Origin of the sequence: Pseudonocardia xinjiangensis, assembly GCF_012911925.1 — a bacterium.
In the GTDB taxonomy this organism is placed as follows: Bacteria; Actinomycetota; Actinomycetes; order Mycobacteriales; family Pseudonocardiaceae; genus Pseudonocardia; species Pseudonocardia xinjiangensis.
Window position 1 is genome coordinate 1 of record NZ_JAAXKY010000200.1, and the last position, 11,450, is coordinate 11,450.

Genomic DNA, 11,450 nt, shown 5'->3' on the forward strand with positions numbered 1-11,450 from the left:
GCATGGGGGGAGGCTCGTCCTCTACGCGTCGTTCGGGGTTGCCGTCACGTCCTGTCTCCGGGGGGATGGTAATGGCGGCCCGGAGGGTGGCAGGTCACGGCCGTGTCCCGCCAGGGTTGCCGCGACGGAGGGCGCGCCGGGTGGGCTCGGCATACTGACCAAGTGCTCCCTGATCGTCCGGTTCGGCCGGTCCGGCGCTTCGCCGTGTTGCTTGCCGCGCTGCCGGTGCTGCTCGCCTCCGCGGGATGCGGGCTGTACGGCGACGACGGCCCGCAGCGGACGGTCACCGCGTTCCTCACGGCGTGGTCGGCGGGCGACGACGCGCGAGCGGCCGCTCTCACCGACGCGCCGGCGGCGGCGGGCCAGCTGCTGGTCGCCACCCGCGATGCGCTCGAGCCGTCTGCGATCGTGGCCGAGCTCGCGCAGGTGCGCACGGCCACCGAGCGGGCCACCGCGTCCGTGCAGCTGACCTGGCAGCTGGGGCCCGACCGCATCTGGAGCTACCTCAACGAGCTCGAACTGCTGCCCGCTCCCGACGCCGAGGAGGGCTGGCTGGTGCATTGGGCGCCCACCGTGGTGCATCCCGAGCTGGCCCCCCGGCAGCGGCTCGCGCTGCGCACCGAGCAGCCCCAGCCTGCCCCCGTCGTCGACCGCAACGGGGCGCCCCTGCTCACGGGTACGCAGGTCGTCACGGTGGTGCTGGACCGGAGGGCCACGGGCGACCTGCCCACGGTCGCCGGTGCGCTCGCCACCGCGCTCGGCCCGCTCGACCCCGCGATCACGCAGGCCTCGATCACCGACGGGGCCGCGCGCACCCCGGACGGCCAGGGCTACCCCGTAGCGGTGCTGCGCGACACCGACTACCAGGGTGTGAAGGAGTCCATCCACGATCTGCCCGGCGTCCGCTTCACCAGCTCGCAGCGGCTGCTGGCACCCGATGCCCGCTTCGGGCGGCAGGTGCTGCCGGCCGTCCGCACCGCGACGGCCGAGCAGCTCGAGGGGGTACCGGGCTGGTCGGTGGTGCTCACCGACGCGAGCGGCATCACGATCCGCACGCTGGTGGAGGAGCTGCCCCGCACCGGCACCACGGTCGCCACCGGCCTGGACCGCGCCGTGCAGGCCGCCGCCGAGGACGCTGTCGAGCTGGTGCCGCAGCAGGCGATGCTCGTCGCGGTGTCGGCGTCCACCGGCGACCTGCTGGCCGTGGCGCAGAACGACGCAGCCGACACCGGCGGTGCGCTCGCCCTGACCGGGCGCTATCCGCCCGGCTCCACCTTCAAGATCGTCACGGCCGGTGCGCTGGTCGCCGAGAACGGGCTCACCGTGGAGTCGCCCGTGGCCTGTCCCGGCGCCACCGTCATCGGCGGCCGCGCGGTGCCCAACGTCGACCGGTTCGACCTCGGCACCGTGCCGCTGCGCATCGCGTTCGCCCGGTCCTGCAACACCACGTTCGCGCGCCTCGCGTCCCAGCTCGGCGCGGACGCGCTGCCCGCTGCGGCGCTGCGGTTCGGCCTCGGGGCCGACTACGAGGTCGCCGCGCTCACCACCATCACGGGTGAGGTGCCCCCCACGGCCGACGCCGTGCAGCGGGCCGAGGACGGATTCGGCCAGGGCCACGTGCTGGCCACCCCGCTGGGGATGGCGCTGGTGGCCGCCACCGTGGCCCACGGCTCGCCGGTGGTGCCGCAGCTGCTGCGCGACCGGCCCACACAGGTGCTGCGGCCGGCCACCGGGCCGAGCGCCGCCGAGCTGGACCAGCTGCGCCCGATGATGCGTGCCGTGGTCACCGAGGGCACGGCCAACCGGCTGGCCGGGCTGGGAGAGGTGTACGGCAAGACCGGCACCGCGGAGTTCACCGGCGGTGGCCGCGCGCACGGCTGGTTCGTCGGTTACCGGGGGGACGTCGCGTTCGCGGTGCTGGTGGTCGACTCCGGCTCCTCGGCGCCTGCCGTCGAGCTGGCGGGTCGGTTCCTCGCCACGATCGGCTGAGGGGAACGTGCCGGCCCGGGCCGGAAGGCCGTCCGGGCGCTTACGCTGGAGGCCATGTCCTCGCGCCGGGTCCCCGCGCTTGCGTTAGCGGCTGATGTGATCGCGGTGGTCGTATTCGCCGCCATCGGCCGGATCAGCCACGACGAGTCCGACGGCCTGTGGGGCCTGCTCGGCACCGCAGCCCCGTTCCTCGTCGGCCTCGCCGCCTCCTGGGCCACGCCACTCGTGCGTGCCCACCCGGTCGGCCTGCGTGCGGGCGTCGTGGCGCTGGGCGGCACGGCCGTGCTCGGTCTGCTGGTGCGGGCCGCCTTCACCGGCCGGCTCCCGCTCAGCTTCGCGGTGGTCACGGTCGTCTCCCTCGCGGTGCTGCTGCTCGGGTGGCGGGCACTGTCGTTGCTGGTGTCCCACCGGGCCGAGCAGCGCGCGGTCCGCTAGGCCGCTGCGCTGCGTGCCTAGACTGGTTCCATGCCCGCCCGCACGCTGCTGACCCCTGGCACCGTCTCGCCCATCCGTCCCGTTCCCAGCCAGATCCCGCGCCCGGAGTATGTGGGCAAGGACCGGCCGTCGCGCAGCAATGACCCGTGGGTGCAGACCCCCGAGGTGATCGAGGCCATGCGTGTGGCCAGCAGGATCGCGGCGCAGGCACTGCAGGCGGGCGGGGACGCGGTGGCGCCGGGCGTCACCACCGACGAGGTCGACCGCGTGGTGCACGAGTTCCTCGTCGACCACGGCGCGTACCCGTCCACGCTGGGCTACAAGGGCTTCCCCAAGTCGTGCTGCACCAGCCTCAACGAGGTGATCTGCCACGGCATCCCGGACTCCACCGTGATCGAGGACGGCGACATCGTCAACATCGACGTCACCGCGTACATCGGTGGCGTCCACGGCGACACCAACGCCACGTTCCTCGCAGGCGACGTCGCCGAGGACGACCGGCTCCTCGTCGAGCGCACCCGCGAGGCCACCATGCGGGCGATCAAGGCCGTGCGCCCGGGGCGTGAGCTCAACGTCGTGGGCCGCGTGATCGAGTCCTACGCCAAGCGCTTCGGCTACGGCGTGGTGCGCGACTTCACCGGTCACGGCATCGGCCGCTCGTTCCACAGCGGGCTCGTGGTGCTGCACTACGACGAGCCGAGCGTGCACACCGTCCTCGAGCCAGGCATGACGTTCACGATCGAGCCGATGATCACCCTCGGCACGATCGACTACGACATCTGGCCCGACGAGTGGACCGTCGTCACCAAGGACCGCGCCCGCACCGCGCAGTTCGAGCACACCGTGCTGGTCACGGCCGACGGCGCGGAGATCCTCACGCTGCCCTGAGCGGGCCTGCTCGCCACAGGTGGTCCGTGCGGGAGCCGAGCAGCAGATGTCAGGGCTGCTGGAGAACGGGCTCGTCGAGGCGGGCGAGCGCCCGATCCGGATCCGGCAGGGCCGCGCGATGGACAGGCCGTCGGAGATGACGGTCGCCCGGCGCCCGCGAGCTTCAGGTCGGGCCGTGACCGCCGTAGGGTCGAGAGCATGGCGAAGGTTTTCGAGCGTGTCGATGCCGCGATGGCGGCCTGGATCGAGAAGCAGCCCGTGTTCTTCGTGGCCACCGCACCGCTGGCAGGCGACGGCCTCGTCAACCTCTCGCCCAAGGGGACCATGGGCACCTTCCGCATGGTCGACGAGCACACATTCGCCTACCTGGACATGACCGGCAGCGGCGTGGAGACCATCGCGCACCTGCGGGAGAACGGCCGCATCTGCGTGATGTTCTGCGCGTTCGACGGCCGCCCGAACATCGTGCGCCTGCACGGCACCGGGCGGACGGTGACCCCGGGAGATCCCGCGTTCGAGGAGATGCTGGCAGGCTTCGGCGAGGCGGGTGAGGAGCGCAGGCGGTACCTGCGCGGGGTGATCGTCGTCGACGTCACGCGGGTGTCCGACTCGTGTGGCTACGCCGTGCCGAGGATGGACCTGGTGGAGGAGCGCGAGACGCTCGACGCCGTGTGGCAGAGCCGGGACGACGAGCGGATCGCGCGCTATCACGTGCAGAGGAACGCGAACAGCCTGGACGGCCTGCCGGCTCTGCCGGTGGCGGTGCCGGCGGGCGAGGCCCCGGCCTGAGCCCGCACGGGCGCGCGGGCGCCCCACACCGCCTCCGCGAGAGCGCGGCAGTCGCCTGGGATGATCACCCATGGCATCCGGGACGGACGCCGGATCCACGCGAGGAGGACGAATGACGGCGGACCGGCCGCTCACGGTATGGCAGAAGCTCGTGCTGACCTGGTCCCGGCGCTGGCGCGACTCGGGGTTCTGGTTCGGGCTCGCGATCGCGGTGATCTGGCCGTTCGCGATGTTCGGCACCAGGATCGGCTGGCGGGGCGGCGAGTACATCCCCCGCACCGGCGGGGCCCTGCTGGCGATCAACCACGTGTCCTTCTCGGACCCGATCTTCAACGTCGCCTTCACCATCTCGCACGGCCGGATGCCGCGCTTCCTCGCGAAGTCGGAGCTGTGGGGCATCCCGGTGGTCCGCTCGGTGCTGGGCCGCGGCGGCCACATCCCGGTCTACCGGGCCTCCGCACGCGCGGGTGACGCCTACCGCGACGCCATCGCCGCCATCCAGCGCGGCGAGATCGTGGCGTTCTACCCGGAGGCCACCTACACCGCCGACCCCGACGGCTGGCCCATGAAGGGCAAGAACGGGATCGGGCGGATCGCGCTGGTCACCGGCGCGCCGGTGATCCCGGTGGCCAACTGGGGTACGCAGGACGTCCTGCCTCCCGGCAGTGGACGCCCCCGGCTGCTGCCCCGCCGGAAGGTGACGGTGGTGGCCGGACCCCCCGTCGACCTCTCCGCGTGGCTGGGCGGCCCGCGCACCCGCACCGCTCTGGACGGCGCCACCGCGGCGATCATGGCCGACGTCACGCGGCTGGTGGCCGAGATCCGGGGCGAGACGCCGCCCGCCGTCCCGTTCGACCCGGCCACGGCCGGGTCGAACGGGACGAAGGTGATCGAGCAGGAGCGCCCCGCGAGCTGACCCGCTCGCGGGGCGGCCGGTCAGCGGACGCGGGCCAGCTTCTCCAGCCGCCGCTGCGTGGGCCAGCGCACCGAGTGGGCCCAGCCGAGCTTCTCGAAGATCCGGATCACGCGGGCGGAGATGTCGACCTGCCCGCGCTGCACACCGTGGCGGGCGCAGGTGGGGTCGGCGTGGTGCAGGTTGTGCCACGACTCGCCGAAGCTCAGCACGGCCAGCGGCCACACGTTGCGCGAGTGGTCACGAGCCGCGAACGGCTGGTCGCCGATCATGTGGCAGATCGAGTTGATCGACCAGGTGACGTGGTGCAGCAACGCCACCCGCACCAGGCCCGCCCAGAAGAACGCGGTGAGGGCGCCCCACCACGACCAGGTCAGCAGGCCACCGAGCAGGGCCGGCACGAGCAGCGTGGCCACCGACCACAGGACGAACAGCCGGTCGACCCGCGTGATGTCGCGGTCGGCGAGCAGGTCGGGGGTGAAGCGCTCCTCGTTGGTCTGGTCGCGCTCGAACAACCACCCCATGTGCGAGTGCCAGAAGCCGCGGGCCAGCGCGCCAGGGCCGGTGCCGAACAGCCACGGCGAGTGCGGGTCGCCCTCCTTGTCGGAGAAGGCGTGGTGGCGGCGATGGTCGGCCACCCAGTCGATCACCGGCCCCTGCATCGCGAGGCTGCCGGCCACGGCGAGCGCGATCCGCAGCGGACGGCTGGCCTTGAACGAACCGTGCGTGAAGTACCGGTGGTACCCGACGGTGATGCCGAGGCCGCTGATCACGTAGAACACCAGCGCGAGCACGACGTCCGTCCAGCCCAGCCCCCAGCCCCAGGCGAACGGGACGGCGGCGAGCAGCGCCAGCAGTGGGACGATCACGAACACGTAGACGGAGATCTGCGCGGCGACGCCGCGCGTACCGCCCAGGATCGGTCTGGCCGTTCCGGCCGCTCGGCTCGGGCTCTCGGCAAGGGTCATGCGCATGCACCTCGTGACTAGTAGGAAGGGTCACCTTACTAGTCCGATGTCTACCAGGCTCTTGTCGCCCGGCGGCACCCCGGATCGTGTGGGACGTCCTACAGATCGAGCCCGAGAAGCGCGTTCTCCACCACCTCGGGCAGAGCCGGGTGGATCCAGTACTGGCCGGTGGCCATCTCCCGCGCGCCGAGGCCGAACGACATCGCCTGGATCAGCGGCTGGATCAGCGTGGCCGCGTACGGACCCATGATGTGGGCGCCCAGCAGCCGGCCGGTGGCGCGGTCGGCGATCAGCTTGCAGAAGCCGGTGGTGTCCTCCATGGCCCAGCCGAAGGCGACGTCGCCGAAGGCCTGGATCTTCACGGCCACGTCGTGGCCCGCCGCCCGGCACTCGGCCTCGGTGAGGCCGACGGAGGCGATCTGCGGGTCGGTGAAGACGGCCGACGGTACGAAGCGGTGGTCCGTGGTGCGCGGTGTCTCGGGGTGCAGCAGGTTGTGGGCCACGACCTTCGACTCGTGGTTCGCGACGTGCTTGAGCTGGAACGGGGAGCTGACGTCGCCCAAGGCGAAGATTCCGTCCACCGGCGTGCGCTGCTGCTCGTCGACCACGATCCGCCCGTCGGGATGGGTGGGCAGACCGGTCCGGTCGAGGTCGAGCCGATCCCCGTTGGGCGTCCGGCCGGTGGCCACGAGCAGTACGTCGCCCCGCAACGCCGTGCCGTCGGTGAGCTCCAGCAGCACGGCGCCCTTGCTGCCGCTCGCGCGCACCACCTGCTGACCGAGGTGGAGGTCCCAGCGCTCGGCGGCGACGGCGGTGAAGCGCTCGGCGACGGTCTCGTCCTGGCTGCGCAGCAGGCGCCTGGTGCGCCCGACGATCGAGACGCGGGCCCCGAGCGCGGAGAACACGTGCGCGAACTCGGCGGCGATGTAGCCGCTGCCGACGATCAGGACGTGCTCGGGCAGGTCGTCGAGCCGCATGATGGTGTCGGAGGTGTGGAACGGGACGCCGGAGGACGCGATCGGTTCCGGGATGACCGGACGGCTGCCCGCGGCGACGACGATCCGGTCGGCGCGCACGGCGTCCGTTCCCGAACCGTCGGTGCGCTCGACGAGCAGTTCCTTGTGCCCGGTGAACCGGGCGTGGCCCTCGTAGACGGTGACGTTGGGGGAGCGGCTCACCCGGTACTCCCGGCCGCCGGCCGAGATCGGGTCGATCCGGCCGAACACGCGGTCGCGGATGTCGCTCCAGCGCACCTTGTCGATGCTCGCGTCGATGCCGTAGCGCCCCGCGTGTCGCACCGCCTCCGCGACATCGGCGGGGTAGACGTACATCTTCGTGGGGATGCACCCCACGTTCAGGCACGTGCCGCCGAAGACCCCGTGCTCGATGAGCGCGACATCCAGACCATCGAACCTGCTGTCGATGATCGAGTTGCCGGACCCGCTGCCGATGACGACGAGATCGTGTTGACGCACCATTTCACGGTAGCCGCGGCCGGCCCGGGTCGCCCGGGGCTGTAAGGAGTCCGTTCGTTTGTGGAGTGCATACCCCACACGTCTGGCCCAGCGCGGCCCTCGTGCATCTGGTATGCAGTCGTCATGACCAGCGAGGCTATTGCGGCCACCGTGCACCGTTCCTGGGCGGCCGATCTCGAGCCCCGCACCATGTACGAGATCCTCCGGCTCCGCGTCGAGGTGTTCGTCGTGGAGCAGGCCTGTCCGTACGCGGAGCTCGACGGCCGGGACCTCGAGAGCGAAGCCAGGCACTACTGGCTCGGGGGGGCCGGGCACCCGGAACCGGTGCTCGGATGCGTGCGGCTGCTGAAGGAACCCGACGGCGACTTCCGCATCGGCCGGCTGTGCACCGCCCGGTCCGCGCGCGGGCGCGGCCTCGGCAAGCAGCTGATGGAGGCGGCGCTGGCCGAGGTCGGCGACGACGGCTGCGTGCTCGACTCGCAGGAGCACCTCGCCGACTTCTACCGCGCCTTCGGCTTCCGTCCCACCGGCCCCGCCTACGACTGGGACGGCGTCCCGCACGTGCCGATGCGCCGCGACGGCCGCTGACCCGCCCCGCAGCGGCGTTCCGACGGCGTTGACGCACCGTGTTCCACCTCGTACCCCCGGTTGCGGAATACTCCGTCCGAACGGGCACGGAGCACGTTGTGAGCGGAGCGAGGTAGGCAGATGACGGAGGACCCGACGCGGGCGACCGCACGTCCGGGCTCACCCCTGCACGGCAGCGTGGGTCCGGCCGACCCGCACGCCGACCCGGCCACCGATCCGGCGATGCGGCCCGTCCGGGTGCCGGAGCCGGAAGGCCCCACGGTGCCGACCCCGACCGGTGGATCGGGCCCCGCAGACAACCAGGCACAGCGCCCGGTGGTCGCGCGCACCCGCACCGGCGGGCTGTGGACCGGCCTGATCCTGTCCTCGGTGGTCCTGCTGTTCCTGCTGATCTTCATCCTGCAGAACAACGCCCCGGTGCAGATCAAGTTCCTGGTCTGGACGGGCACGCTGCCGACGGGCGTGGCACTGCTCCTCGCCGCGATCGCCGGCCTCCTGCTCGTGGCGATCCCGGGCGGACTGCGCATCCTGCAGCTGCGCCGGGCGGCGCAGCGCGGCGGCCGCCGCACCGTCTGACCCACCCCGCGAGTCGCCCGTTCCGGCTGCGCGAGTCGCCCGTTTCGCGTGCGCGAGTCGCCCGGTCCGGTCTCGGCATGACAAAGGCGCGGCACCCCCTCGGGGATGCCGCGCCTTCGACGTGGTGGAGCGGGTCAGGCGGCCGCGTCGCGCCTGCGTCCGCGCGAACCGGAGCGGCCGGCCGCCGGGCGTCCGCCCTGGCCTCCCGCACGGACCGCGCCGCCACGCGAGCGCCTGCCGCTGCCGCGCGGGTTCTGCGCGGGCTTGGGCGCCTCGACGATCGGCACCCCGGACGGCGTGCGCGCCCCGGTGATCCGGCCCAGCGCGTCGTCGCCCGGGTAGACCTCGGTGTTGGTGGCGCGGACGCCCGCGAGGCGGGTGAGCCGCTCGACGTCACGCCGCTCTGGCGGGGTGACCATCGTGACGACCGTGCCGGAGTCACCGGCGCGAGCGGTACGGCCGGCGCGGTGCAGGTAGTCCTTCGGGTCGGTGGGCGGGTCCACGTGGACGACCAGGCTCACGTCGTCGATGTGGATGCCGCGCGCCGCCACGTCGGTGGCCACGAGGACCGGCGTGTTGCCGTCCTTGAAGTCGGAGATCGCGCGGTTGCGCGCGTTCTGCGCCTTGCCGCCGTGCAGTGCGCCGGCGTTGATGCCGTCACGTCGCAGCGTCTTGACCAGCCGGTCGACGCCGTGCTTGGTGCGCACGAAGAGGATCGTGCGGCCGTCGCGGGCGGCGATCTCGGTGACGATCCGCGGCTTGTCGGGCGTGTCGACGATGAGCACGTGGTGCTCCATCGTCGACACCTGCGCGGTGGCCGAGGCGACCGACTGGGTGACCGGGTCGGTCAGGTACTGGCGCACCAGCGCGCCGACGGCGCCGTCGAGCGTTGCCGAGAACAGCAGCCGCTGCCCGCCTGCCGGGGTGAGGTCGAGGATCTTGCGGACCTGGGGCAGGAACCCCATGTCGGCCATCCGGTCGGCCTCGTCGATGGCGGTGACCGTGACCTCGGAGAGGTCGCAGGTCCGCTGCGTGGTGTGGTCGGTGAGCCGGCCCGGCGTGGCGACGAGCAGGTCGACGCCGCGCTGGAGCTCGGCGGCCTGCCGGTTGAACGACATGCCGCCGACCACCGAGGTGGTGGAGAGGCCGAGTGCCTTCGCGAACGGGGTCAGCGCGTCGACGACCTGCTGAGCCAGCTCACGGGTGGGAACGAGCACGAGGCCGCGGGGACGCCGGGACTGTGCGCGGCCACCGGCGAGCCGGGACAGCAGCGCGAGACCGAAGGCCAGCGTCTTGCCGGAGCCGGTCTGGCCGCGGCCGAGCAGGTCGCGACCGGCGATCGTGTCGGGCAGCGTCGCCGCCTGGATCGGGAACGGCTCGGTGAAGCCGTTGGCGGCCAGCGCACGGACGATCGGCTCGGGCAGCCCGAGCTCGGCGAACGTGGGCATGCCGGCCTCGGGGACGGTCCACAGCACCTCGGGGGGTGCGGCGGCGAGAACGGGACGGTCCTGCGAGCCGCGGGAGCGGTCGCGGTTGGAGCGGGGACGACCGCCGTCGGAACGACGGGGGCGTGAGTTCGCCGAGAACTGGGCACGGCGAGGGGACGGGGATGTCAAACGAACCTCCGGGACGTGGCACGTCGCACGGAGAAGCAGCGCCGAGATGACGGCGGCTGAGATCTCAGAGACGAGCCCGGGCGCAGCCATGCGCCCTGGTGGGTGAAGCGGGTGCGCCCGATTAGGGGCCAGGTCGGCCGGGCGCTCGCGGTGAAGCGTAGCGGAGTACCGGCCGACCCGGATCTGCCCGGGCCTACTGTTCCGACGCTCGTGCGTCGGGTGGCATTCCCAGCTCGACGTGCAGCTCGTCGAGGAGGCCGGCGGGTCCGACGTGCGGCGGCAGACCGCGCGCGACGAACCAGTCGGCGATCCGCTGCACGTCGCGGGCCAGGAAGGTGGGCCCCTGCGGGTTCCCGATCACGTCCACGACCTGCGGAAGGTCGATGAGAACGAGCCTCCCGTCGTGCACCAGGAGGTTGTAGGCGGACAGGTCGCCGTGGGTGAGGCCGTGGCGGGCCAGCCCCAGCAGCGCGTCGACCAGCTGGTGCCACAGATCACACAGCTGGTCGACATCGGGCCGTAGCTGGGCGAGCCGGGGGGCGGCCGCGCCGTCGGTCCCGACGAGCTCGAGCAGCAGTTCCGTGCCGCTCAGCTGCACGGGGTAGGGCACCGCCACCCCGTCGGACCACAGCCGGCCGAGCGCGGCGAACTCGGCCGCCGCCCACTGGCCGGCCAGCACGTCACGGCCGAAGGTCGTCCGGTTCGCCATCGCCCTCGTCTCGCGGGAGCGGCGCACCCGCCTGCCCTCCAGATAGCCGGAGTCGCGGTGGAACAGGCGGTGCTCGGCACTGCGGTACCGCTTCGCCGCCATGAGGACCCGGCGGTCGGTGCCGGGCACGAAGCGCTCGACCAGGTGCACGTCGGCCTCCTTGCCGGTCTTGAGCACGCCGAGCTCCGCGTCGACCGCGGCGTGCTCGGTGACCACCCAGGACGGCCGCGGCTCCGGGCCGTGGTCGGCGCCGTCCCATGTGGACCATCGGTCGCCATCGGGCGGCCCGTCGGGATCGGCGCCGGCCCGCTCGTCGAGGGAGGTGATGTCGATGTGGCCGCCGCGGTGGCGGATGCGGCCGGAAGGGATGTCGTCGTCGAAGCGGCGGCGCCGCCTACGGGACGGTTCGGGCAGGTACTCGGGGTACTCGGGGTCGCGCAACGCGAGGTCTCCTGTGGACAGGCACCCCGCGGCAGCTGTCAGCGCGGGGTGCCTGTCCACAGG

11 protein-coding genes are annotated in these 11,450 nt (G+C 72.6%); 7 read left to right on the forward strand and 4 right to left on the reverse strand.

Translation table 11 applies throughout. The features are described 5' to 3' along the window. The first annotated feature begins 162 nt into the window (after positions 1-162). From HF577_RS34220 to HF577_RS34240, 5 genes are all read left to right on the forward strand, one after another. Complete coding sequence (locus HF577_RS34220) at positions 163-1,989, forward strand: penicillin-binding transpeptidase domain-containing protein (RefSeq protein ID WP_312859562.1); 1,827 nt, start codon at positions 163-165, stop codon at positions 1,987-1,989. A gap of 54 nt (positions 1,990-2,043) precedes the next feature. Further along, positions 2,044-2,424, forward strand: a complete 381-nt coding sequence (locus HF577_RS34225) for a DUF3054 domain-containing protein (protein WP_169400149.1) — start codon at positions 2,044-2,046, stop codon at positions 2,422-2,424. Between the two features lie 30 nt (positions 2,425-2,454). After that, a complete protein-coding gene (map, locus tag HF577_RS34230; RefSeq protein ID WP_169400150.1) occupies positions 2,455-3,312 on the forward strand; it encodes a type I methionyl aminopeptidase in 858 nt (285 codons plus the stop codon). 198 nt (positions 3,313-3,510) lie between these two features. After that, positions 3,511-4,101, forward strand: a complete 591-nt coding sequence (locus HF577_RS34235) for a pyridoxamine 5'-phosphate oxidase family protein (RefSeq protein WP_169400151.1) — start codon at positions 3,511-3,513, stop codon at positions 4,099-4,101. A gap of 112 nt (positions 4,102-4,213) precedes the next feature. Next, the gene (locus HF577_RS34240) at positions 4,214-5,017 is read left to right on the forward strand and encodes a lysophospholipid acyltransferase family protein (RefSeq protein WP_169400152.1); all 804 of its coding nucleotides are present in this window, start codon (positions 4,214-4,216) and stop codon (positions 5,015-5,017) included. Positions 5,018-5,037: 20 nt separating this feature from the next. Here HF577_RS34240 and HF577_RS34245 read toward each other — a convergent pair whose 3' ends face one another. Continuing rightward, entirely contained in the window at positions 5,038-5,982 is a 945-nt protein-coding gene (locus tag HF577_RS34245) for an acyl-CoA desaturase (RefSeq protein WP_407692273.1), read from the reverse strand. A gap of 98 nt (positions 5,983-6,080) precedes the next feature. Further along, on the reverse strand, positions 6,081-7,457 hold the full coding sequence (locus HF577_RS34250; protein ID WP_169400154.1) for a mycothione reductase: 1,377 nt from the start codon (positions 7,455-7,457) through the stop codon (positions 6,081-6,083). Between the two features lie 123 nt (positions 7,458-7,580). On the opposite strand from HF577_RS34250, the gene HF577_RS34255 reads away from it, so the two are divergent. Both HF577_RS34255 and HF577_RS34260 read left to right on the forward strand, forming a co-directional pair. Then, on the forward strand, positions 7,581-8,045 hold the full coding sequence (locus HF577_RS34255; RefSeq protein WP_169400155.1) for a GNAT family N-acetyltransferase: 465 nt from the start codon (positions 7,581-7,583) through the stop codon (positions 8,043-8,045). Between the two features lie 120 nt (positions 8,046-8,165). Continuing rightward, the gene (locus HF577_RS34260; RefSeq protein WP_169400156.1) at positions 8,166-8,621 is read left to right on the forward strand and encodes a lipopolysaccharide assembly protein LapA domain-containing protein; all 456 of its coding nucleotides are present in this window, start codon (positions 8,166-8,168) and stop codon (positions 8,619-8,621) included. Positions 8,622-8,755: 134 nt separating this feature from the next. On the opposite strand, the gene HF577_RS34265 is transcribed toward HF577_RS34260, so the two are convergent. Next, a complete protein-coding gene (locus tag HF577_RS34265; RefSeq protein WP_246267823.1) occupies positions 8,756-10,069 on the reverse strand; it encodes a DEAD/DEAH box helicase in 1,314 nt (437 codons plus the stop codon). A gap of 361 nt (positions 10,070-10,430) precedes the next feature. Then, complete coding sequence (locus HF577_RS34270) at positions 10,431-11,387, reverse strand: serine protein kinase RIO (protein WP_169400158.1); 957 nt, start codon at positions 11,385-11,387, stop codon at positions 10,431-10,433. Positions 11,388-11,450: the final 63 nt, after the last annotated feature.

Excerpts from the sequence above, each read along its gene's own strand:
- HF577_RS34245 (WP_407692273.1), bottom strand. The coding sequence starts at position 5,982 with ATGACCCTTGCCGAGAGCCCGAGCCGAGCGGCCGGAACGGCCAGACCG.
- HF577_RS34255 (WP_169400155.1), top strand. The coding sequence starts at position 7,581 with ATGACCAGCGAGGCTATTGCGGCCACCGTGCACCGTTCCTGGGCGGCC.
- map (WP_169400150.1), top strand. The coding sequence starts at position 2,455 with ATGCCCGCCCGCACGCTGCTGACCCCTGGCACCGTCTCGCCCATCCGT.
- HF577_RS34240 (WP_169400152.1), top strand. The coding sequence starts at position 4,214 with ATGACGGCGGACCGGCCGCTCACGGTATGGCAGAAGCTCGTGCTGACC.
- HF577_RS34235 (WP_169400151.1), top strand. The coding sequence starts at position 3,511 with ATGGCGAAGGTTTTCGAGCGTGTCGATGCCGCGATGGCGGCCTGGATC.
- HF577_RS34265 (WP_246267823.1), bottom strand. The coding sequence starts at position 10,069 with ATGCCCACGTTCGCCGAGCTCGGGCTGCCCGAGCCGATCGTCCGTGCG.
- HF577_RS34225 (WP_169400149.1), top strand. The coding sequence starts at position 2,044 with ATGTCCTCGCGCCGGGTCCCCGCGCTTGCGTTAGCGGCTGATGTGATC.
- HF577_RS34260 (WP_169400156.1), top strand. The coding sequence starts at position 8,166 with ATGACGGAGGACCCGACGCGGGCGACCGCACGTCCGGGCTCACCCCTG.